The organism is Paenibacillus xylanilyticus, assembly GCF_047246825.1.
Taxonomy (GTDB): Bacteria; Bacillota; Bacilli; order Paenibacillales; family Paenibacillaceae; genus Paenibacillus; species Paenibacillus xylanilyticus_B.
In genome coordinates this window covers 174,690-196,572 of the sequence record NZ_JBFOLB010000003.1, presented here as the reverse complement: position 1 = coordinate 196,572, position 21,883 = coordinate 174,690, and the positions used below count along the sequence as shown (strand labels likewise).

Genomic DNA, 21,883 nt, shown 5'->3' with positions numbered 1-21,883 from the left:
GCTGATGCTGGAAAATGAAGCTTTTGAAGCAGAGAAGGTGGCGATCGAACGAATGGTTACGTTAGGATATCGGATCTATTCTGTTCAGGAACATCTGGAAGGCGCCAGTGTAGTCTGGGAACATCCGGATCGTCCAGGTGAAATGAAGGAGCAGCATGTCGGTACGGCGTCCGGACGAAAGTGGTTCGTCCACTTTCTAATCCGGCAGCTTCGGGAACAGCGAGGGGCGTAGCCTTTATGCAAGTTATGCAATTGGACCATGGACGTATTCATAAGCATAGATGGCGAGTTCAATGGCGACGCGTTTCTCGGGGAGGACATAGTCTTCTCCGAGCAAAGCTTCAATTTTGTCCAACCGATGATAGAGGGTCTGTCTGACAATAAATAAGGCGGTGGCGGTCTCCTGCTTGGAACAGCAAAGCACAAAATACTGTTTTAGTGTTCGCAGCAGTTGTCCGCCTTTCTCTGCATCATGCCGAATGACGGGACCGAGATATTCTTCGATAAAGTCCTCCAAATTGCCGCTCTGCTTCATCCCTGCAATGATGCGATAACCGTGGAGGTTGCTGTAAAACGGCTGCTGCATGGGTCCGGTATCTTTCTGAATGCGCAATGTTTCTTTGGCTGCATCCAGGCTGTCCTTGAGACGTGACAAATCGGTACAGCTGTGACCAATGCCCAGTAGGCCGGAGAACAGACGGTGGGTCTGGTCTATTTCATGCTGCTGTAGCTGCTCTATGCAGCGCCAGAGACTGCTTTTGCGCTGAGGAACGGGCTGGGGATCGAGAATGATCAGGATAATTTGATGGTTCAATACCGTGCTGAACAGGGTAAACCCTTCCCGGGAAAATACAGAGCGTGCGACAATGTTACGCTGTATGAGCAGCTTCTGAAGCTTGAGGCTGTCGGTATAGCTCGGATTGCTGTCAAACAAAACAACGGTGCCTTTGCTGGAAGCAAGCAGGGGGCCTCTGCTGATAAGATATTCCTGGATTTCTTTGGCCGTGTGATGTCCGTTCAGCCAGTCAATCACCCACATGTCTTCCTTGTAACGACGCTTTTCTTCCATGTACTTGGTCCGCATCCAGTCCTGTGCTATGGCGGCCGCACAGCGCTCCACTGCCTGAATGACAAATTCATCGGAAGGCTTGTGACGTTGTAACTCAAGTTCGTGATCGGGAAGCTTCTCCAGGAAGAGTACAAGATCGGCAAAGGTATACTCCAGCGCCTGAATAGGGAGGGTAAGGGCGTCCATTGGTTGCCCTGAACGATTCTTTTGACCCATTTGGTCTGTCTGGGATGAGTGGCTGCGCTGAGTTAACCACGCCATTCTGCGGTTCTCCAACAGCTCTGGAGGACAATAAGGGACAGCACTGGCTTCCCCCTCAAGTGGATATAATGCCACAGGGTAGCCGGTTGTGCGGGACAACAATCGAAGCAGCGGCTGCACGCCGTCTCCATTTAGAAGAAGTTGGTTGAACGAGGTAGTAAGATTGTCGAGTTCGGCGAGCATTCGCTGATGACTGCGAATCAGGGCGAAGTGCAGGTCTTGCGTAATATCAATATAGCGGACTTGTTCATGGAACCAGATGAGCGGAAAATCATCCGCTGCTGCAATTTCCTTCATTGCTCCGAGTTGCGACTTGGTGTGAGCCCCCAGCTCAATACAGAGTCCTGCAGCACCGCGGGCAATTAACTGGCGCAGGAAAGACAAGCCTTGCTGCTCATCATCCTGCCAGCCAATGCCGGTGGTCAGCACGAGTTCTCCTCCGTTTAAAAGATTGCCTACGTCAGGCACCTCCATGATATGGACCCAACGGACATATCGCTCCAGTGCCCGTTCACTGGCAAGAACCTCTGCCTTGCGGAATACAGGCCGTTTTAACATATCTCTCATCTGAAGTTGAAGCGTTGTTTCCCCCATACAACCACCGTCCTTCCTCGAATTGCATGCCGTTTGCAATCCCGCCTTATGATGCGGGTTTCTGAAGAGCGTTTGTTATGTTGTGATGTACGAGCAGGGTAAGCTGTTTAAGGTCCGTTGACATACATAATTAAGCTATATTATAAGTCCATTTACAGAACATGAGCTGAAATCTCACGCTCATTTGTTTCATTTTACAAAACAGGATCTTCATTTTGTGATTTGGCATGGTTGAATTCCTGATTGGTGTTGTTTTACCTAACATTTATGGTGGTATTCTGTTTCCACCCATAAAAAAACCTCCTGGTCTTTCATTGAAATGAACAGTCATTTCAATGAGAACCAGGAGGCAGATTATAATAGCATGCTCTATTTCATTCTTTCGAATCGACGCTCAAACGAGCAGATTAATCTTCGATTCTTTTCTTCTTGAACTTCATCAGGAATTCATACACGATTGGCACAATCACCAGGGTGAGCAGCGTGGAGCTGATCAGACCGCCGATAACGGTAATACCCAGACCTTTCGAGATGATTCCCGCGCTTTCTTCCAGTCCTGTAACGAGTGGCAGCAAGGCACCAATCGTTGCAAGTGCGGTCATGAGGATTGGACGCAGACGTGTTGCACCAGCTTCAAGCAGGGCTTCACGAGTAGACAAGCCGTCTTTCTCCATGTGAATGACACGGTCGATCAGGACGATCGCATTGGTGACCACGATCCCGATAAGCATCAGTCCACCCATCATCGCAGAGACGTCAATGGTACCACCAGCCAGGAACAGGCCTACCATAATACCAATAACGGTGAACGGCAGGGAGAACAGGATGGCGAATGGCGCCAGTCCGCCGCCAAATGTAACGACCAGTACAAAGTATACAATGGCGATGGCTGCCAGCATGGCAAGACCCAGTTGGGTGAAAGTATCATTGATTTGTTCGGTTGTACCGCCGAATTTCACTTCCACACCATCAGGCAGATCCAGTTTGTCGATGTTATCCTGCAAGTTTTGTGAAGCTTTTTGCACATCTGAAGCCAAAATGTTGGCTGACACCTGAGCAACGACTTTGCCGTCAATACGCATAATCGAGTTCGGAGATGTACCTTCTTCGACTTTGGCGACATCTTTGATCGGTACTTCGATACCGAGCGGAGAAGTCACTTTCTCATTTTCAATATCAGCGATGCTGTCGAATGTTTTTTGATCTGTCTCGACATACACTTTATAGGTTTTGTTATCAATATCCACTTCCGTCAGTACAGAGCGTTCCTGTGCAGGGCTCAGTGCCATAGCCAGTTGGCCTGCAGTCAGACCCAGCGAGCTAAGCTTCTCCTGATCCGCAACGAGGGTATATTGCCCATATGTGTCAGAGAGAGTGGTGTCCGCTTTTTCGAACGATTCCGTATCCGCTTCAACCAGTTTGAACACTTCATCCGTAACCGGTTTGATCTGGTCTACGTTGTCGCCATAGATGGAGATGCTGAGGCTGCTGCCTCCCAGACCGCCGGACATATCCAGCTCAGTCCAGGTACCTACGGTAACTTCCTTCCTCAAACCTTCTACAAGCTGTTCTTTCACTTGAGTGAAATCTTTTGTATCTTCGTTATATTCAATATAGAAGAGAGCCGAGTTGGAGCTTCCGCCACCCATGCTGCTCAGTGGATTGCTGCCGCCGATGGAATACTGCATTTTCTCCAGACCAGGCTGTTCTAGCAACCACTTTTCAGCAACAAGTGCTTCTTTTTCAACATCTTCACGCAAAGCCCCGGTTTCCGGACTGTAAGTGATGGTCACGTATTTGTCCTGCTGCTCTGGCAAGAAGCTTGCACCGATGAACGGGTACAGGAACAAACTGCCGACCAGCAAGAGTACGGCGATACCGACCGTAATGATTTTGTGTGATAATGTCCAGTTCAAAAGGCGTTTGTAGCCTTCGGCCATCTTCCCTGGTTTTTCCTCGTGATTTTGCTTGTTCTTCAAACCTTTGCGGAACAGGGTATGAGCCAGCATTGGCACAATGGTAATCGCCACAATCAGGGATGCCAGCAATGCAAATACCATGGTTAATGCAAATGGCAGGAAGAGCTCGCCCACCATACCGCTTACGAGTGCGAGTGGCAAGAATACGGCAATGGTTACAATCGTGGAAGAGAGGATCGGAATGAACATTTCCCGAGTAGCTTCCCGGATCAATTCACGGCCTTTCAGCTTCTCTCCCTTAAGGGTCAATCTGCGATAGATATTCTCGATAACCACGATGGAGTCATCGACTACCCGGCCAATCGCCACCGTCATGGCACCCAGCGTCATCATATTCAGCGTGATGTCCATGAGCAGGAGTGCAGTCATTGCCATGAGCAAGGAAAGCGGGATAGAGATAATCGAAATAATGGTTGAACGAATGTTACGCAGGAACAACAGGATGATCAGGATGGCAAATAGAGCACCGAAAACGGCTTTGCCGAGCATCGTATTAACAGAATCCTGAATCGGTTTACCTTGGTCGAGCAATACAGTCAGCTGCGCGTTTTTGAATTGCGTCTGCAATTCTTCCGCCTTCTCCTTGACTGCGTTAACCACATCTACAGTGTTGGCATCATTGGATTTCACAACGGAAATACCGATGGATTCCATGCCGTCTGTCCGTGAAATGGATTCGGCCTGACCAATGACTTCAATCTTCGCGATCTCGCTTAATTTTACCGTAGGAATTCCTGCTGCACTGGCAGCGCCGGAAGCACTACCTGCACTTGCATTTCCACCAGCCGATTGCCCGGCAGATGGGTTGGAACCCTGTGCAGCACCCGGAGCTGTTGCTTGACCAGCAGCACCGCCGGCTTGAGCAGATGGATCTGCAGCTGCTGCGCCAGCACCGCTTGGTACCACAGGAATGGCGAGGTTTTTCAGATCATCCAGATCGATGATGTTGCCGTCAACCACAACGGCTTTCTGTGCTTCGTCCAGTTCGAACAGTCCCAGTGGTACGCGGACAGAAGAACCTTGAACGATACCATTTACTGTTTCTTCAGTGAGACCAAGTTCATTCATTTTCTCCTGGTCAAACTTCAGTTGTACTTCCTTGACATATTGACCGGAAACCTGTACTTGGGCTACACCGTCGATATCTTCGAGTGCAGGTTGAATATCGGATTCAACGAGTCTGGTCAACTGCTCCAGATCTCCGCCGTCCTTATCGGACAAGCTCAGAGAGACAACTGGGAACGAGTTGATGCTGAACTTGGAAATGGTCGGTTTCTGTACACCGTCCGGGAGCTGCACTTCATTCAGTGCCTCGCGAACAGCTGCGGTTGCATTGTCCAGATCAGTTCCATAATCAAATTCAAGTGTGATGGAAGCAGCGTTCTCCATGGATGTGGATGTAAGGGTCTTGATTCCCTCCACATTACGCAGGGTCTGTTCCAACGGTTTGGTGACATCTTCGACAATACCTTCTGGGGCAGCTCCGGGATCAATCGCCGTGACACTCAGAAATGGCACATTGATGTTCGGAATGGTCTCCTGCTTCATCGTTAGTCCGCTGTACAAACCGGCGAAGGAAACGATAATGGTCAGAATCCAGATCGCAAACTTGTTGTTCAGTGAGAAATTAATAATTCCTTTCATACGACAGTTTCTTCTCCTCTCAGTTCTCCCTGTTTTTTTATCTTATTTGTGTGACGAGTCAGCCTGGATGAACCGGCTGTACATGGCATCCAGAATATGCTGAAGCTCGGAGTGCAAGGATTCAATCGCTGGAATGTTCTCCAGGTTGTGCATCATGCCCAGAATAATGGCACGCCGCGGCGTGAATTCCATCATTTCCTGTTTCAGAATGGCGATGGTTTCAAGTGCATCGTTCCTGAATTGTCCTGCAGTCAGATCGGTAGTCACGATATCCTGCATCTGTTTGATGATGTGAATGGGATGACGCATCATCGTCGAATCCGTAATTGAATCGCTGGTCCATGCCGGCCAGTTTTCCAAAGGAATCAAAGGTGCAGGCCGCTGATCCAGCAAACCATACGCTGCATAATCAATCGTTTGCAGTAGATTCGAGGCCATTTTGGAAACGGTAAGGGATGGCATTTCCGTGAACCAGATTTTGACGTAGGACAGGAACAGACCATGCGTCAGCAAAATAAGGTCTACGGTATAAAGCTCAATCTCGGGACCGTACAGATCCTCAAGCTTATCCTTAAACCAGTGCAAGGTGCGGATTTCCATATCCCTGTGCTGCGGATTGCATTTACTGCTGGGATGCTGCTCATCATCCATCATGATGCTGCGCAGCTGTACCCGAAGGAACTCTTTCAGTTCGGAAACGTGAACCAGCAGCGTCTCAATCTGCTTGTGCAGACGTTCTCTGGATGTGAGACCAGCCTCATGTTCAATCTGCGACATTTCATCCATCAGGGTGTAAAGGCAGTACTCCATTGTACTGGCTTCCAACTCCTCTTTGGATTTGAACATCAAATAGAGGCTTCCCTTGGACATGCCGCATAGCTCCGCAATTTCCTGCATGGAAGTTGCCACACTGCCTTTGGCAGAAAACAACTTAAGGGCTGTCGTAATAATGAGTTTTTTCTTCTCATTCATCTCATGAATAGGGTTCATTAACGATACTTTCACCTCGGTGCGGAACTTATGAGTTCTTAAATTGACTTTAGGGTCAGAACAAGTATAAACGATATGGGAGTGTGAATTCAAATGGGAGGGAATTGGGAAAAACGATAGGAATGAGCCGATATTTAATAGAAGGAGAGATGAGAGATGAGGATAGGCACCTTCTACAGGATAGTGGGAGAGCTATGCTCCGTTCTGAAAGGCATAGATGGCCAGAATTATAATGGCAGCAAGTGCAATCAGGTAAAAGGCACCTATAAGGATGAGAAATGAATATCCTGCGAGCGAGCCGAGATGAGTCAACCATTTCTTCATACAGATCATCCTTTCCACTTTCACCGGGATACATCTACTTACATGATATACCAAAAAGGCAGCTTCCAGATGGAAGCTGCCTTAGTTTTTACATAATAGATACAGTTTTTACGTAATCAGTTTTAAACCAACCGCAGCCACCAATATCATGGCGATAAACAACAGTCGTTTGGCCTCCTTGCGTTCACCAAACAGGAACATGCCCGTTAATGTGCTGCCTACAGTACCAATGCCTGTCCAGACAGCGTAGGCGGTGCCCATGGGAATGGAAGTCATGGCATAGGACAGCAGCGAGAAGCTGAATACAAAGGAAACGAGCATAAGCACGATATAAGGCCAGCCCTTTTTGGTTGAAGCGCCGTTAATGCCGATCACGCCAAAAATCTCACAGATGCCTGCGCCTACAATGGCTAACCATGCCATTATGCCACACCTTCTTTCGCTTCTTCTTGTTGATCTGTGACCAGTTTCAGTCCGATTACGCCGCAGAGCAGCAGTCCAATCAGCAAAATTTTGGCCAGACGGAAAGGCTCGCCGAACAGCAGCATTTCCGTAAGCACCGTGCCTGCGGTTCCAATTCCGGTAAAGACGGCATATACCGTGCCCACGGGCAATCTCTTGGATGCTGCAATGATCAAAGCAAAGCTCACAATGATGGCTGCAGCGGTTAAAGCCCATTCCCATAGATTGGAGGCGTGCTTCAGTCCGCTTACCCAGACAATTTCGATAATGCCTCCGATAAATACATATAACCAATTGCGGTTCATGATGATGTTTCTCCTTCCGGCACGATCTTCTGTGCCTGTTCGTTCAAATGATGAATACCATGCCAAAAGACAGGCCAAGCCGCTTTCAGGCGCCGTTTATAACGGTGTGAGCTTCCATAGATAATCTCAACGGTAATTCCATCGAGAGAAGTCATAAAAGCAATGGCAGCTTGTTCCGTTGGAATCAAAGGTAATTCTCCATGACGTACCGCTCGCTGCAGGAGTCGGTTAAGAGAGCGTTCCATGCCATCAAGAAATGGATGCACGAGATCCATCACTTCCTTGTACAGTCCCGGGGGAGGAAAGTAAGACATGCGCAGCATCAAGCGGGCAGAAGCGTTAGCGTTGTATTCCTGTTCGAACCAGGGAAACACACCCCTCAGTCTGGCTTCCAGAGGAAGCTCGGCATGATCGCGGAAATACTCCAATGTATGGCGTTTTACTTCTTGAAAGGCATGGGCCAGCGCCTGAAGGAATAAGTCTTCCTTGCCGCTGAAGTGGGCATATATCGACGGTTTCTTAATCCCAACATCGTCAGCGATAGCTCGAAGGGATGCCCCTTCATACCCATCTCTGGCAAAGTGGAACAAGGCCGCATTTCGTATGGCTTGTGCTGTCATTCTACTCACCTTCCTAACGGTCGTTAGGTAAACTATATTTTCATATTTCACATCAGATGTCAAGTCATTCAAAAGAGCCGCCTGCTAAAGTACACAGGCGACTACAGGTGCAGCGATATACGGATCAGAACGTGGTGAATCCCAGTATAAGCTGCAGTTTATAGAGAATCCCCTTCAGAAAAGTTGTTTTCTCCTGGAATTCGTCCAAGTTCAGGGTGAACTCCGCATCCTCATTATTCCACAATCGTTCGAAATAATCCGCCACGCTCCGGGTGAACTCATGATTCGCAGGCGCCGCCACCCATAGTTCATTTTCAAGATTATAGTCATTCATGTTTCGTGGGGTGAGGTTGGTTGATCCGCCAAGTACGATATGATCCCCGGTTGCTTTGGCAATATACATCATTTTGGTGTGATACTGTTCTTTGGTTGTGTTGTACCAGCGGATTTGAATTTTGCCATCCGATTTGTCATGCAGCTCTGCGGCTACAGGACGATTCGGAATGCCGATTTTCTCCTGACCGAATGCATTTTCGTTCGGATCGAGCACAAGCCGGATGTCGACTCCCCTTGTGGATGCATCCAACAGCGCATCCAGTACCTTCGGAGAAGCAATGTAAAACATGCCCATCCACAAGGTATCCCCTTTTTCCGTCAGATGGATCTCATGCAATACGGCATCATTCACTTTTCCTTCGGTCAGATAGCGAATTCGCAGATCCCCCTTGTTTGGATCCGTGGAAGGAGCTGTATAGGAAGGAACCTGACCTCCCCCTGATATATTCAGAACGGCCTGTTCCGAGTGAAGAATATCCCCAATGACGGGCCCCGTGACTTCAAACGCTACATTGGAGTGATAGGCACTTGCATCATGGATGTTGCCGGAGGAGACAATCGCCTTTTTCTCGCTAGCGACCACCTTGCGGTGATTGGCCTTTACATTAAGCAGCTTGAGATAGGAACGCATTGTAACGTCCGGGCCGTCGCTTGCCATCAGGTTCGGAATCCAACCATCACCCGACTGGCCAAACCATTGAAAGAACGTACGCCAGACTGCCGAGTATACGGGCGTCGAATCCCGGAGTGGATCAACATTAGTGATGACAACCTGAATGCCTGCCTGTTTCATTCGTTCCAGCAGCGCATTCGGTGCAGAGTTATAGTTGGTATTCACTTCATCCGTAATAAACAGAATCTGCATGTCGGGGTGCTGCTTTTTTTTGGCGACCAGAGCATCCGTGAATTCCAAACTGACCGGAGGGAAATGCTGTCCCTTATGCTGATAGTTGTTGTATAGGAACATATCCACCACAACAAACTGCTCAGCCTCCTCCACAATCTGAAGCATGCGCTGGAAAATCTGCTGCTCATGTTCCATTTGTCCGTCTTCAGAGGGGTAAGTGAGGTCATGAAGGAAGGCTACCTCGTCCACGCGATATTCAGGGCTTTCATAGGAAATGCCTGCAGGTAGTGGCTTGTATGTTTGGTAAAGCATGACCGCCACGAGCCATAAAATAAGGAGTCCAAGAGCTGTTCGTATGTATGGAAAACGACGTCTGGATGTCTTGTGTTCTGATGATGAGCGCCTCGTATTAAACAACGGCATATCCCCCTTCTGTAAACGTGCTGACTTCTATTACCACTCCGTTATCCATATTGACGCAGGCGGCTTATTTGGACAGGGGAAAATGGGGTTTTGTTCATGAAGGAATTGCCTGAATGCAATCGACAGGTGTGAGGCCGTTGTGTATAATGAGTGTATTATTTTTGTGGAATGTTGGGATTTTCATATACCTGACAAGGACGGAGGAAGTATTCGTTAACCTATAGATGGCCTGGATATTTCAGAAAAGAGAGTGGGTAATAAAGTGTATTCCATCAAACAAGTCGCTGCCATGCTGGACATTCCAACGGTAACGCTCCGGGCTTGGGAGAATCGGTACAGTGCGGTAACCCCTGAGCGGACGGAATCGGGTTATCGATTGTACACCGATGAGAATGTTGAAGATCTGCGCTGGTTGAAGGAGCAGGTTGAACAGCATCAGACCAACATATCTGAAGCTGTACGCATGTTAAAAGTGAACAAAGCAAAGCCGCCCGAATCGGTCATTCCAGCTCCGCTAACCGCACCGGTCCCGACGATGGAAGAGGCATATGCACGCATGGCGGATCAGATTTATGACTCGCTCTACCATTTCCAGGGTGAACGGGCCAACGGTTTGATTGATTTTGGCTTCACCATGTATGGATATGACTCCATGTTTTATCATGTGCTTGTACCCATTCTCGTTCGTGTGGGAGATGCATGGGAACAGGGCAGAGCAACGGTGGCGCAGGAGCACTTTATGACCCAATTGATCTCACAGCGGTTCTATCAGTTTTTCCATCTGTTCCCGATCTATCCGCATCTGCCCAAAGTTCTGGCGCTCTGTCCGGAAGGGGAGCATCACCAGGTGGGGCTGCTGTTGTTCTCGCTATTTATGCGCAAAAATGGAGCCGAGGTATTATATCTCGGTGCCAACACTCCCGAGGAAGGGGTATTCCCCATTATCCGGGAGCAAAAAATTAAACTGGTCTGTCTCTCCATTACAAACCCCGGCTTGAGTGAACCGTGTGATCGACTTGTAAACCGCATTCTGTCCGAGTTTCCGCATATGCGCTTTATCCTTGGGGGCAAGGGCTACGAGCGTAATGAGAATGCGGCTTATCCGGAGTGGGTCATGCCAGAGAATTCATCCGACTGGCAGGCATGGCTGGAGCGGGAGTATTTGACGGAGAATCCTTTGCGTACGCAGGACTAAGCGGTGGCCAGTTTTTTTTGGCAAGGTGCAGACCACATGAGGGAGTTCATGAGCAACTTCTGTTTCATGATAATGTATAGGCTATAGACTAAGGGACATCCTTTGCGCAAGAGCGCAAGGGGTGTCCTTTTTTGATATTGTTGTTAAGTTTTTTATCATTTGACCCACGAGTCATATTCTTGTTTACAAGTTCGTATAATATTTGTATTATATTTGTATAAGGTTTTGGGTGATATCCGCTTCGATGGTTCCCCAGCGGTTTAATAATAGGTTAGGGACGTAGGAAGTATGTTTTTGACCATAAGAAAGGTGAGTTGGCATGATATCTAATCAGCAACGTAAACGTGCAGCTGTTATTGGTGCTGGTCCAGGCGGACTTGCAGCGGCCATGTTATTATCCGGTCAGGGATATGAAGTCGACGTTTATGAGAAACAGCCAGTGATCGGTGGACGCTCTGCCAGACTGGAGCTCGGTGAGTATCGCTTCGACCGGGGTGCGACTTTTCTGATGATGCCCGAGCTGCTTGAAGAGATGTTTGACGTTGTGGGACGCAAACTATCCGATTATGTGGATCTGAAGGAGCTGACTCCCTTATATGCCCTGAACTTTGGCGATAAGGTATTCACGCCTTCCCGCAACCGTGAGGATACCGCTGCTCAGATCAAGGAATTGTTCCCCGGCAATGAGGACAATTATCTCAGGTTTATGCAGGAAGAGGAGATCAAGTTCGGCAAAGTCATGCCCTTGCTGCGCAGGCCCTTTGGCAAGCTGACAGACTATCTGCGCAAGGACGCTGTAACGGCTCTTCCGAAGCTGGATGTGAACAATACGGTTTACGGCATCCTGTCCCGTTATTTTACGGACGAGCGATTGCGCTGGGCCTTTACTTTTCAGTCCAAATATCTGGGGATGTCTGCCTGGGATTGTCCGGGAACATTCACGATTCTATCATTCATTGAGCACCACTATGGACTGTTTCATCCGATTGGCGGCGTGAATCGTGTATTTCAAGCGATGGCTGACATTGTAAAAGAGTATGGAGGACGAATACATACATCATGCCCGGTTAAACAGGTTATCGTTCGTAATGGCCGAGCTGAAGGGTTGTTGCTTGAGAACGGTGAACGCATTGAAGCGGATCATGTGGTCGTTAATGCAGACTTTGCACATGCGGTGAACCATCTGTTTGAACCGGGTGTGCTTAAGAAATATACGCCGGAGAAAATGAAACGCAAAAAATACTCCTGTTCCACCGCGATGCTCTATCTAGGAGTAGACGGCGAGATTGACCTGCCGCATCACTCTATCTATTTTCCCGAAGATTACCGACTGAACGTCGATGAGATCACGAAGCATAAAGTGCTGTCCGCTGACCCGTCTCTATATATTCATAACCCTTCCAAGCTCGATTCGACGCTTGCCCCTGCAGGAAAATCTGCATTATACGTGCTTATGCCTTCTCCGAACCTTACGGGGGACATCGACTGGGAAGTGGAACGAGAGAATGTACGCGAGGCAATGATGCAGCGGCTTGAAGCGATCCCCGAGCTGGCTGACATTCGGAGCCGTATAGAAGAATCCATGATGTTTACCCCGCTGGATTGGGAAAATGAACTGGATGTATACCGCGGGGCAACGTTTAACATGGCTCATAATCTGGGTCAGATGATGTATCTTCGCCCGCATAACCAGTTTGAAGAATTGAAAAGGGTATGGCTGGTGGGTGGCGGAACCCATCCGGGCAGCGGCCTGCCTACCATATTCGAGTCCGCTCGAATCAGTGTCAGGCTGATTCAGGAAGAGGATGCCAGAACCCGTTCAAATCGATCCTCATATGTGAAGACCGCTGAAGCCGGAGGCCATTCATGAAGCGGGCAGCCATTGTAGGGGCAGGCATTGGCGGACTGACCTCGGCACTTTTGCTGAATCGGCAAGGCTGGGACGTAACGGTATACGAACGGGGTACCCGAGTTGGCGGGCGCATTGGCTATGAACAAAACGGGGAGTATCGCATTGACCAAGGCCCGACGATCGTACTCCTGCCTGACATGCTGCATGGCATTCTGGAGGAGGCCGGTGTGGACCGCTCCAAGGTGGAACTGCTGCGCTGTGATCCGTTATACAGGGTCCATTATAGCAGCGGACGCGTCATGACCAAGATGACAGACCGAAGGCAGCAGGCTGAGGAGATTGAGCGGTTATTCCCGGGAGAGAGCCGGGGATTTACGAAATTCATGAAGGACATGGATACGCTGTTTCCGGCAGGACGATCTGCTTTTCTGGAAAGAGCTTTTCCACGGAAAAGGGATTTTTTCACACCGTCTCTCCTGTCCCTGATGGGCAGGCTGCGTGCACACAAAAGTGTACGTAAAGCTGTAGGAGATTATTTTCATCATGAAGAACTGCTTGATGCCTATTCTCTTCAGAGCCTGTATATCGGAGGATCGCCGTTTGGTACTCCGGGAATATACTCTCTTCTTCCCTACGCGGAACATGAATATGGAATCTGGATGGTGAAGGGTGGGTATGCTGCATTACCCTCGATTCTGGAATCAGAACTGATTGCGCGCGGGGGGCGTGTCGTGCTGAACACGGAAGTGACTGGGCTCCGTATTCAAGATGGCGTCTGCCAAGGTATTGAAACGGCAGCAGGTACTGAAGATGTGAATGCAGTCATCTATAATGGGGATTTCCCCCATTTAAAGGGCTTGCTTGGCGACATGCCTGAAGCAGCAATCAAAAAAAAGCCGTATCAGCCCTCTTCCGGTTGTGTATTAATTTATGCTGGTGTCGACAAGACCTGGGAGGATGCAACCACGCATCAATTTTTCCTGCCACCGAGTCTCGATGCAAGCTTGCGGGAAGTGTTCAATCAGCGCCGTATTCCGGCAAAGTCTTCGTTTTATGTATTTAACCCGGTTGCTGTGGACGAATCTGCTGCTCCGGCGGGCCAAAGTGTATTATATTTTCTCATACCGGTGCCAGATGCTGAAGGGGTGGACTGGTCAACGGAAAGTGATGCACTGGCCGATCGGGTCCTGGAAGAAGCAGAGCAACGTGGGTTCCCGGGGCTTCGTGCAGCGATTAGATGGAAGAAGGTACGTACGCCAGCAGATGCCGAGCGTGACGGACTTTACGGCGGAGGCAGTTTCGGTATTGCGCCTATCCTGTTTCAATCGGGTGTATATCGGCCACAGCCGAAACCATTCCCGGCAATAAGCGGATTGTACGCAGTAGGGGCGTCGGTCCATCCCGGAGGCGGAGTCCCAATCGTGATGCAAAGTGCGCGCATGGCCGTTAATCTACTCATGAAGGAGATGGGAACATGAATGAAACGATTTTGAACAGGTGCGAAGCGTTGATGCAAAAGGGGTCTTCTTCTTTTTATCAAGCCTTCAGAGGTTTGCCCAGTCCGCGTCGTGAAGCAGTATATGTGATCTATGCGTTCTGCCGCATCATTGATGACAGTGTGGATGAGCCGGAAAAGTCGATGTATACCATACATGAAATTCGTGATCGTTTTGAACATCTGGAAAAGGCGGAAGGCCACTTTATCTGGCCCGCATTGAGATGGCTGTTTTCTAATTTCCCTCACCTGGACAAGGGGCCTTTCTTCCGCCAGATGGATGGACAAATGACCGATCTTGAGGTAACCCATTACGGGACGATGAAAGATCTCGAACATTACTGCTATCTCGTTGCCGGAACGGTAGGTGAAATGCTGCTGCCTGTGCTGCGGGATGATAATGGCGCGGAAGTGGCCGTGAACGGCATTGCACTTGGCAAGGGAATGCAGATCGTAAACATTATTCGTGATGTAGGTGAAGACCGGGCAAGAGCACGTCGTTATGTACCCCTCGAAATCATGGAGAAACATGGCTACTCCGAACAGGACTGGGCAGAGGGCATTGTGGACGAACGGTTTGTAGCAATCATTCAGGAATTAAAAACATCAGCATTGGAGTGGTTCAGGCTTGGCATGGATCGGCTGGAGACCTACCCTGCGGAAAGTGCATTTGCCATCGAACTGGCGGCTGCCTTTTACTCCACCATCTTGCACGCGGTAGAACGTAACGACTATGACGTATATAACAAACGGGCCTTTGTGACCGATGAGCTGAAACTGGAGATGCTCGGTGCTATTGTGAAACGGTATCCGGTATTGGCCTATCATGCTTCGCGTACGGCGGTTTCCTGATGATTCAGGTTTTGTATTGGGCATGGTACGTCATTGGGGCAACACTGATGCTCACCATCGGAGTCCCTGACATATTATCTTTTTCCAACGGTCTGTTTCTTGTTTTCTATGCACTTTGTGTGCTGGATCTGATCTATCAGGGGCGGAAAAGAACAGAAATGTCCGACCGGTCAGTCATATGGAAGGAACCAGGACTCTGGGTGGCTTCTGCCATCCTGTGGCTGGGTGGCATGGGTGTGGAGTGGGTTGGTGTCCATACGAAATGGCCCTTTGGGGAATATGGCTACTCAGACTTTTTCGGCATTCATCTGTTCAGTGTACCGTTGACCCTAGGCTTTGCCTGGATTGCAGTAGTCGGAAACTCTGCTCTGCTAAGCGGCGGCGGTTCAGGCTGGACCGGGAAGCTGGTTCGGGCGGTCAAGACCGGATTCTGGGCTATTGTGCTTGATCTGGTGCTTGATCCGGTTGCGCATGCGAGAGGTTTCTGGCATTGGGAAGCACCCGGCGGATTCTATGGTGTTCCCTGGACCAATTACATCAGTTGGTTCATTATGGGTGCGTTTCTGTCGCTCTTTCTTCCAGCCATGCCTGCTGACCGCCATTCGTTGCTGCGAGCCAAGTGGGTGTACCAGCTGTTCATCCTGTTATTCGGTCTGCTTGCATTGAAAGAAGGCATCACAGGCAGTTTCATCATTGCGCTTGTGGGCGTGCTGCTTGCAGAAGGGAGCTGGCTGAATGATTCCCGCCGTAAAATCAAAACAGTTTAACCGAGTGTTCTACTTATACAATCAGTATTATTTGCTGCGTCGGCGCTTTCGTTCGTTCACGCTTACGGGGACATTGGACCCACAGCTTGACGGCAAAACCGGCTTGTCCATAGCACCGAATCAATCCGTCCTTTATTTCATGAACCACAGTTCCTGGTGGGATGGCCTGTTACTCTATCACGCAGCGATCCGGACTTCCGCAGGGGATCATTATGTCATGATGGAAGAGCAGCAGCTGCAGCAATATGCCTTCTTTCGCAAATTGGGCGCTTACTCCATTAACAAGGAGAGTGTTACTGCAATCCGGAAGACCATGCAATATACAACGGGGCTGCTTCAGTCGGGGAAGAGAGTGTGGATCTTTCCCCAAGGCGAAATTCTGCACCAGGATGCAAGGCCCATTCGGTTTCGCCCTGGCATCGGATTACTGCTTCGTCGTTCTCCCCAGACGCTGGCTGTACCTGTAACCCTGTGTCATGGCATGGTTCAGCATGATTTGCCGGAGATATCGATGGTGGCCGGTACGCCTATAATGGAAGATTGGAGTGTGTGGAAGAGTGAAGAGATTGCGGTCAGACTGGGTCTTGTGCTGGAGCAGCAGTTAGACAATCACAAGTCTGAGTTGGTGCGCAATGGACAAGGAAGTTTGCCGGGAGCAATCTCCCTGATTCGTAACGGACGATCAACGAGTGAAAAATACGATGCGGCACGAAAGCGGGGAATCCGTTAACGATGAGTGCATCTGAGATATTATGGATCATTTTGACGTCTGTGCTAGGTGTGCAATTGATTTTTGCGCTCTGGAATGTAACCTGTCTTCCCAAGATCCGCTCGTTCCCTGCAAACCGGTTGCTGCACCCGGATACACTCGTATCTGTCTTGATTCCGGCTCGTAATGAGAAACTACATATTAAGGGATGTCTGGAGAGTGTGCTTGCAAGTGATACATCCGGCTTCCGGATGGAAGTGCTGGTGCTGGATGATCGCTCGGAAGATGAGACGGCATCCATCGTTCAGGCAATTGCGAATCGGGATGCACGTGTGCGATTGCTGGGTGGAGCCGAACCCCCGGCAGGGTGGATGGGCAAGTCACATGCGTGTCACCAACTCGTTCAGGAGGCCAAAGGTGAATGGTTTATGTTCGTTGATGCGGATGTGCGACTGGAACCAGAGGCGATACGGCAAACTGTCGCTGCCGGATGTGATCAGGGAAGAGGTCTTGTGACAGGGTTCCCCTATCAGGTGGCGAAGACGTGGATGGAGAAGCTTGTCGTTCCCATGATGGTATTTACGATCATCAGTCATCTTCCGATTTTCATGGTACGCAGGTCTTCCAGTCCGTTATTTGTTGCCGCAACGGGAGCATTCCTGCTGATTCATCGTTCAAGTTACGAAGCTTCAGGTGGTCATGCAGCCATTCAGGGAGACCTGGTGGATGACATGAGTCTGGCAAAAGCGATCAAGCGCGCAGGCCATCCGGTCATGCTGGTTGATGTGCATGAATTGGTCAGCACACGAATGTATCAGAACGGCTCAGAGGTATGGAACGGTTATAAGAAAAACATGTACGAGGGCACAGGACGCAGGGATGTGCTCCTGTTGGGCATCCTGTTGATGTATACAGTCATGTACCTTGTACCTCCAATAGGACTCGTTTTCGGATTATTTTCAGGCAGTTCTACATCCATTATATATGGACTCATCGGCACGCTGCTGGGCATGGGAGTGAAAAGGGTGGCAGATCAAGCGGGCGGGCAGCCGTGGTGGCTTGCATGTTTGCAACCTATTAGCATGTCCTGTGTCATTGCCATTGGAATGGCTTCCTGGCGGGCAGGCCGTTCAGGTAAAGGGTATGTATGGAAAGGCAGGCGGTATAGTTGAGCAGAAAAGTCGTCATTGTCGGCGCTGGGTTTGGAGGCTTGTCCTGTGCCATTCGCCTTGCTTCACAAGGCATACAGGTAACCATGCTGGAGCGGCAGGCACACGAAGGAGGCAAGCTGCAGCAGGTGCTACAGGGCGGATATCATTTTGACCGTGGTCCCAGCACCATTACGATGCCATCCGCTTTCCGCTCTGTCTTTGAGCATGCGGGGGTGGAAATGGAAGATTACGTCCAGCTGTACGAGCTGGAGCCACGCACACGCAATGTGTTTGCTGATGGTACCGTGGTGGATCTGTCCGGAAAGCGGGAGTGGATGGAGGAACAGATCGCAACTTACAGCCCCGAGGATGCACTCCGTTATGATGCATTTATGGATGAGTCAGCAGCTCTCTATGCAGAAGCGAGCCGCCATTTTCTTGGCAAACTGCTGCTGACCGCCAAAGACAAATACAATCTTCAGATGCTGCGCAGTTTGCTGCGGGTGCGGCCGACCGTGAAGCTGAATCAGCTTCTGCGATCCTATTTCAGTCATCCGCATACCCTGGCAATGTTTGGACGTTATGCGACCTATGTCGGCTCATCACCTTATCAGGCACCATCCATCTTCGCCATGATGGGCCATGTAGAGGCGGGTGAGGGCGTTTATGGTGTGAAAGGCGGGACCTATCAGCTGATAGCTGCCATGACAAAGCTTGCCCGGGAAAAAGGAGTAGAGATTGTTAAGGGCACGGAGGTCCGGCATATAGTTGTTCGAAATGGCAAAGTCTTAGGTGTGGACACAGATCAGGGCTTCCGGGAAGCCGATCAGGTTGTTGCTAACGGCGATGTGCTCAGTGTGAATCGTCTCCTGCTGGCACCGGAGCATCGGAAACAGATGAGTGATGACCGGATTCGCAAGTATGAGCCTTCCATATCCGGATTTGTAACTCTGGCTGGAGTGCGGCGGCAGTATGATTCCCTGCTGCACCATACTGTTTTTTTTCCGGATCAGTATGAGCCGGAGTTTAACCATATCTTTCGTGAACGCAGGATGCCGCTTGATCCGACAATCTACATTTGTTATTCCGGCTATTCCGAAGCGGGCATGGCTCCGGCAGGGGCGAGTAATCTGTTCATATTGGTAAATGCTCCGTATCTGACGGATGCTTGGAACTGGGATGAGCAAACGGAACGCTACGGTGAGATTGTACTGGATAAGCTGGCACAGCGGGGAATCACGGGGCTCAAACAGTCTGATGTGCTGATTCGGTACACGCCTCAACATATCGAGCGCGATACATTGGCTCATCAAGGGTCAATCTACGGCATATCATCCAACTCTGTGAAGCAGACCTTCTCACGCCCGGGTAACAAAAGCAAGGATGTAGAGGGGCTGTGGTATGTGGGTGGAACGACACATCCGGGAGGCGGGACACCCATTGTGACGCTATCCGGGCAGCTGGTTGGCGAGCAGCTTGCATCCGAGCTCGTACGATGAATCGGAGATAGGCGGGTGCGCCCTTTCAATAGCATGTTGGGAACGGTATACTGGGTAGAGTTGACGCGCGGTATGTGTTTAACCATGGCTATTATAGATCCTATTCATGCAGAAGTGCGTTACATAGAAGCAAGGAAAAAACGGAACAGCCTATTGAACGGAACCGGCAGGGGGTCCCTGTCCATCCGCGCAATTTCTCACATAAGGGGGTCTCACCATGAATGAACAAGAGCGGGCCGGCGAACGGCTGCTTCCCGAGGTGGCTACGGGGGAACGGAAGCTGGAGCATGTGCGCCTCTGTCTGGAGGAGAATGTGGCAGGAGAAGGGATCACGAGCGGAATGGAACGGTATGCATTTCGTCACAATCCCCTGCCTGAACTGAATTTTGATGAGGTAAGCCTGGACACATTGTTTTTTGGGAAAAAGGTTCGTACACCTCTGCTCATCAGCTCGATGACAGGTGGAAGCAAAACGACAGGTGCCATTAATGAACGGCTTGCCCGTGTGGCCAATGCCAGAGGCTGGACGCTTGGTGTAGGTTCCATCCGGGCAGCAGTGGAACAACCTGACCTGGCGACTACCTTTGATGTACGGCGCTGGGCACCTGACATCCCGGTGATTGCCAATCTGGGCGCAGTGCAGCTGAACTATGGCTTCAGCGTCGCTGACTTTCAGCGTGCGGTTGAGATAGCTGGTGCCGATGTGCTGGTGCTGCATCTGAACGGGTTGCAGGAGATTTTCCAGCCGGAAGGCAACACGGACTTCAGTGGTTTATTGAACCGGATTGAAGACTTGTGCCGCACAATGGATGTACCTGTCGGGGTGAAGGAAGTAGGCTGGGGCATTGATGGAATCACGGCGCAGAGGCTGTATGAAGCGGGTGCAGCATTTATTGACGTGGCCGGAGCAGGAGGCACCAGCTGGGTACAGGTGGAGAAATACCGGAACAACAATCCGGTACGCCGTGCTGCAGCCGAAGCCTTTGCAGATTGGGGCATTCCAACAGCTGAGTGCATCCGGGAAGTCAGAGCACTGAATCCGGAAGGTGTCCTGATTGGCAGCGGCGGATTACAGAATGGCGTGGACGCAGCCAAGGCACTTGCACTGGGTGCGGACCTGGCAGGTTTCGGTCGCTCTTTGCTCGAATCTGCAGTGGCTTCGGATGAAGCCCTGGATGGGCGGCTGGAGCAGGTGGAATTCGAACTGCGTACCGTCATGTTCGGCATCGGTGCCGGACAGATCGAAGAATTGCAGCAGACGACAAGGCTGGTGGAGCGGCGGTAAGGTTCCTTGTTTCTGACTGGCACTTGAGTGGGATAAAAAACGGATGCTTCTGAGCATCCGTTTTATTTATTGAGATGCAGGGTATTTACATACACTCCTCTACAACAGAAACCTTATCGTTGGTTATGGTGACATAGGAGTTGCCGGATAAATATTCGGTATAGCCGCACACGGTATGGTTCTGGGTTTTACCTTGATTGTCGGTGAATTCCAGATAGATCGCTCCTTCACCAGAGAGGTTTAGCTGTGGAGCGAACTTTACCTTTTTACCGCTGGGAACATCCCTTTGCAGAATATACAATGACCCATCCTCAATGTTATTTTTGGAATGGTCTCCTTTTTCCAGTCCTGTTTTAACGGATACAATGTCATAATCGGATTCATTATTTATGGTGACCCGAAAGTTCCTGAAAAGGTCAAAGGCGTTCTGAAAGCTGAAATAAACGACCAAACCTATCACAATCACGATGATTGTGAGGATAATTACTCGCCAAGGTAGCGAACGGCGGGTCATGCCCATTCGTATTCAACTCCTTTCATTATGGTAATAAACGAACCAAGACTATTGAAAGTTGTGCGGAAATATCAATAACTTCTTTACGCAGATACATAAATATAAAGTTACAATAGTATAAAATGATAGACAGAATATAAACCCGGGAGGGGACACTTTGCAGCTTGTACCTATGAATGATCAAGAGTTTGAGAGCTTTCGCTTGCGTTCGATTAAGGATTTTGCAGAAGAGAAAGTAGAAGCGGGAGCATGGGCGGCGGAAGAGGCGCAGGATCTTGCAGAGGCATCCTATGATCGCTTTTTGCCTGAAGGACTCAATACGTCTGGAGCTTATATCTATAACCTGGTGCATCCGGTGGACGGCAATGTGGGATATATCTGGTTTAACATTACGGACAATCGGCGCGGCAAGGAAGCCTTCTTGCTCGACATTGTCGTCGAAGAAGCGCATCGGGGCAAAGGGTATGGAACCGAAACGATGAATGCCCTTGAACAAGCGTCCCGGAGTCTGGGTGTGAATCGAATTGGTTTGCATGTGTTTGGACATAATGTGCGGGCGAGCAGCCTGTATCGCAAGATGGGATATGAGGTAACGGATCTGACGATGTACAAGGAATTGAACGGGTAAATCGTCAGTAAGTCCAAATCCCGAAGTTCCTTGATGCCTTGAGGTTTGTCATATATAATGTATAGGATTATCCATACCGAAC

General features: G+C 49.8%; 20 protein-coding genes. 11 read left to right on the top strand and 9 right to left on the bottom strand.

Annotated elements, in window-relative coordinates; genetic code table 11:
• Nucleotides 1–4: 4 nt before the first annotated feature.
• Nucleotides 5–232 (top strand): hypothetical protein, encoded by a 228-nt coding sequence (locus AB3N00_RS20300; RefSeq protein ID WP_413036205.1) that lies wholly within the window; start codon nucleotides 5–7, stop codon nucleotides 230–232.
• 12 nt (nucleotides 233–244) lie between these two features.
• Here AB3N00_RS20300 and AB3N00_RS20295 read toward each other — a convergent pair whose 3' ends face one another.
• The 8 genes from AB3N00_RS20295 to AB3N00_RS20260 all read right to left on the bottom strand — a co-directional run bounded on the left by AB3N00_RS20295 (nucleotide 245) and on the right by AB3N00_RS20260 (nucleotide 9,743).
• Nucleotides 245–1,924 (bottom strand): PucR family transcriptional regulator, encoded by a 1,680-nt coding sequence (locus AB3N00_RS20295; RefSeq protein ID WP_413036204.1) that lies wholly within the window; start codon nucleotides 1,922–1,924, stop codon nucleotides 245–247.
• Between the two features lie 407 nt (nucleotides 1,925–2,331).
• Nucleotides 2,332–5,547: an efflux RND transporter permease subunit gene (locus AB3N00_RS20290; RefSeq protein WP_413036203.1), complete on the bottom strand. Its 3,216-nt coding sequence runs from the start codon at nucleotides 5,545–5,547 to the stop codon at nucleotides 2,332–2,334.
• A gap of 42 nt (nucleotides 5,548–5,589) precedes the next feature.
• Nucleotides 5,590–6,537 carry a TetR/AcrR family transcriptional regulator gene (locus AB3N00_RS20285; RefSeq protein ID WP_413036202.1) on the bottom strand — a complete coding sequence of 316 codons (948 nt, stop codon included), beginning with the start codon at nucleotides 6,535–6,537 and terminating at the stop codon, nucleotides 5,590–5,592.
• Between the two features lie 192 nt (nucleotides 6,538–6,729).
• Nucleotides 6,730–6,861, bottom strand: a complete 132-nt coding sequence (locus AB3N00_RS20280; RefSeq protein WP_413036201.1) for a hypothetical protein — start codon at nucleotides 6,859–6,861, stop codon at nucleotides 6,730–6,732.
• Nucleotides 6,862–6,969: 108 nt separating this feature from the next.
• Nucleotides 6,970–7,284 (bottom strand): DMT family transporter, encoded by a 315-nt coding sequence (locus AB3N00_RS20275; RefSeq protein WP_175396691.1) that lies wholly within the window; start codon nucleotides 7,282–7,284, stop codon nucleotides 6,970–6,972.
• Complete coding sequence (locus AB3N00_RS20270; protein ID WP_413036200.1) at nucleotides 7,284–7,628, bottom strand: DMT family transporter; 345 nt, start codon at nucleotides 7,626–7,628, stop codon at nucleotides 7,284–7,286. The genes AB3N00_RS20275 and AB3N00_RS20270 overlap by 1 nt, the downstream gene beginning before the upstream one ends.
• Nucleotides 7,625–8,248 carry a TetR/AcrR family transcriptional regulator gene (locus AB3N00_RS20265; RefSeq protein WP_413036199.1) on the bottom strand — a complete coding sequence of 208 codons (624 nt, stop codon included), beginning with the start codon at nucleotides 8,246–8,248 and terminating at the stop codon, nucleotides 7,625–7,627. Before AB3N00_RS20265 ends, AB3N00_RS20270 begins: the two co-directional genes overlap by 4 nt.
• Before the next feature lie 124 nt (nucleotides 8,249–8,372).
• Nucleotides 8,373–9,743, bottom strand: coding sequence for a phospholipase D family protein (locus AB3N00_RS20260; protein WP_413036595.1), 1,371 nt, complete (start codon nucleotides 9,741–9,743; stop codon nucleotides 8,373–8,375).
• Between the two features lie 361 nt (nucleotides 9,744–10,104).
• Between AB3N00_RS20260 and AB3N00_RS20255 the strand changes: the two genes are divergently transcribed.
• The 9 genes from AB3N00_RS20255 to fni all read left to right on the top strand — a co-directional run bounded on the left by AB3N00_RS20255 (nucleotide 10,105) and on the right by fni (nucleotide 20,659).
• Entirely contained in the window at nucleotides 10,105–11,049 is a 945-nt protein-coding gene (locus AB3N00_RS20255) for a MerR family transcriptional regulator (protein WP_413036198.1), read from the top strand.
• A 319-nt stretch (nucleotides 11,050–11,368) separates the two neighbouring features.
• Entirely contained in the window at nucleotides 11,369–12,919 is a 1,551-nt protein-coding gene (locus AB3N00_RS20250; RefSeq protein ID WP_413036197.1) for a phytoene desaturase family protein, read from the top strand.
• Nucleotides 12,916–14,379 (top strand): phytoene desaturase family protein, encoded by a 1,464-nt coding sequence (locus tag AB3N00_RS20245; RefSeq protein WP_413036196.1) that lies wholly within the window; start codon nucleotides 12,916–12,918, stop codon nucleotides 14,377–14,379. Before AB3N00_RS20250 ends, AB3N00_RS20245 begins: the two co-directional genes overlap by 4 nt.
• Nucleotides 14,376–15,248 (top strand): phytoene/squalene synthase family protein, encoded by an 873-nt coding sequence (locus AB3N00_RS20240; protein WP_413036195.1) that lies wholly within the window; start codon nucleotides 14,376–14,378, stop codon nucleotides 15,246–15,248. The genes AB3N00_RS20245 and AB3N00_RS20240 overlap by 4 nt, the downstream gene beginning before the upstream one ends.
• Nucleotides 15,248–16,015: a carotenoid biosynthesis protein gene (locus tag AB3N00_RS20235; RefSeq protein WP_413036194.1), complete on the top strand. Its 768-nt coding sequence runs from the start codon at nucleotides 15,248–15,250 to the stop codon at nucleotides 16,013–16,015. The genes AB3N00_RS20240 and AB3N00_RS20235 overlap by 1 nt, the downstream gene beginning before the upstream one ends.
• Nucleotides 15,984–16,745: a lysophospholipid acyltransferase family protein gene (locus tag AB3N00_RS20230; protein ID WP_413036193.1), complete on the top strand. Its 762-nt coding sequence runs from the start codon at nucleotides 15,984–15,986 to the stop codon at nucleotides 16,743–16,745. The genes AB3N00_RS20235 and AB3N00_RS20230 overlap by 32 nt, the downstream gene beginning before the upstream one ends.
• Nucleotides 16,746–16,747: 2 nt before the next feature.
• On the top strand, nucleotides 16,748–17,896 hold the full coding sequence (locus AB3N00_RS20225) for a glycosyltransferase (RefSeq protein WP_413036192.1): 1,149 nt from the start codon (nucleotides 16,748–16,750) through the stop codon (nucleotides 17,894–17,896).
• Nucleotides 17,893–19,374, top strand: coding sequence for a phytoene desaturase family protein (locus AB3N00_RS20220; RefSeq protein WP_413036191.1), 1,482 nt, complete (start codon nucleotides 17,893–17,895; stop codon nucleotides 19,372–19,374). Before AB3N00_RS20225 ends, AB3N00_RS20220 begins: the two co-directional genes overlap by 4 nt.
• Nucleotides 19,375–19,591: 217 nt before the next feature.
• A complete protein-coding gene (fni, locus tag AB3N00_RS20215; protein ID WP_413036190.1) occupies nucleotides 19,592–20,659 on the top strand; it encodes a type 2 isopentenyl-diphosphate Delta-isomerase in 1,068 nt (355 codons plus the stop codon).
• Between the two features lie 85 nt (nucleotides 20,660–20,744).
• Here fni and AB3N00_RS20210 read toward each other — a convergent pair whose 3' ends face one another.
• Nucleotides 20,745–21,179 (bottom strand): hypothetical protein, encoded by a 435-nt coding sequence (locus AB3N00_RS20210; protein ID WP_413036189.1) that lies wholly within the window; start codon nucleotides 21,177–21,179, stop codon nucleotides 20,745–20,747.
• A gap of 151 nt (nucleotides 21,180–21,330) precedes the next feature.
• Here AB3N00_RS20210 and AB3N00_RS20205 point away from each other — a divergent pair, with 151 nt between their 5' ends.
• A complete protein-coding gene (locus AB3N00_RS20205) occupies nucleotides 21,331–21,801 on the top strand; it encodes a GNAT family N-acetyltransferase (RefSeq protein WP_413036188.1) in 471 nt (156 codons plus the stop codon).
• The last annotated feature ends 82 nt before the right edge of the window (nucleotides 21,802–21,883 follow it).

Coding starts and splice junctions, on each gene's coding strand:
- AB3N00_RS20300 (WP_413036205.1), top strand. CDS start 5: ATGCTGGAAAATGAAGCTTTTGAAGCAGAGAAGGTGGCGATCGAACGA.
- AB3N00_RS20295 (WP_413036204.1), bottom strand. CDS start 1,924: ATGGGGGAAACAACGCTTCAACTTCAGATGAGAGATATGTTAAAACGG.
- AB3N00_RS20290 (WP_413036203.1), bottom strand. CDS start 5,547: ATGAAAGGAATTATTAATTTCTCACTGAACAACAAGTTTGCGATCTGG.
- AB3N00_RS20285 (WP_413036202.1), bottom strand. CDS start 6,537: ATGAACCCTATTCATGAGATGAATGAGAAGAAAAAACTCATTATTACG.
- AB3N00_RS20280 (WP_413036201.1), bottom strand. CDS start 6,861: ATGAAGAAATGGTTGACTCATCTCGGCTCGCTCGCAGGATATTCATTT.
- AB3N00_RS20275 (WP_175396691.1), bottom strand. CDS start 7,284: ATGGCATGGTTAGCCATTGTAGGCGCAGGCATCTGTGAGATTTTTGGC.
- AB3N00_RS20270 (WP_413036200.1), bottom strand. CDS start 7,628: ATGAACCGCAATTGGTTATATGTATTTATCGGAGGCATTATCGAAATT.
- AB3N00_RS20265 (WP_413036199.1), bottom strand. CDS start 8,248: ATGACAGCACAAGCCATACGAAATGCGGCCTTGTTCCACTTTGCCAGA.
- AB3N00_RS20260 (WP_413036595.1), bottom strand. CDS start 9,743: ATGCTTTACCAAACATACAAGCCACTACCTGCAGGCATTTCCTATGAA.
- AB3N00_RS20250 (WP_413036197.1), top strand. CDS start 11,369: ATGATATCTAATCAGCAACGTAAACGTGCAGCTGTTATTGGTGCTGGT.
- AB3N00_RS20245 (WP_413036196.1), top strand. CDS start 12,916: ATGAAGCGGGCAGCCATTGTAGGGGCAGGCATTGGCGGACTGACCTCG.
- AB3N00_RS20240 (WP_413036195.1), top strand. CDS start 14,376: ATGAATGAAACGATTTTGAACAGGTGCGAAGCGTTGATGCAAAAGGGG.
- AB3N00_RS20235 (WP_413036194.1), top strand. CDS start 15,248: ATGATTCAGGTTTTGTATTGGGCATGGTACGTCATTGGGGCAACACTG.
- AB3N00_RS20230 (WP_413036193.1), top strand. CDS start 15,984: ATGATTCCCGCCGTAAAATCAAAACAGTTTAACCGAGTGTTCTACTTA.
- AB3N00_RS20225 (WP_413036192.1), top strand. CDS start 16,748: ATGAGTGCATCTGAGATATTATGGATCATTTTGACGTCTGTGCTAGGT.
- fni (WP_413036190.1), top strand. CDS start 19,592: ATGAATGAACAAGAGCGGGCCGGCGAACGGCTGCTTCCCGAGGTGGCT.
- AB3N00_RS20210 (WP_413036189.1), bottom strand. CDS start 21,179: ATGGGCATGACCCGCCGTTCGCTACCTTGGCGAGTAATTATCCTCACA.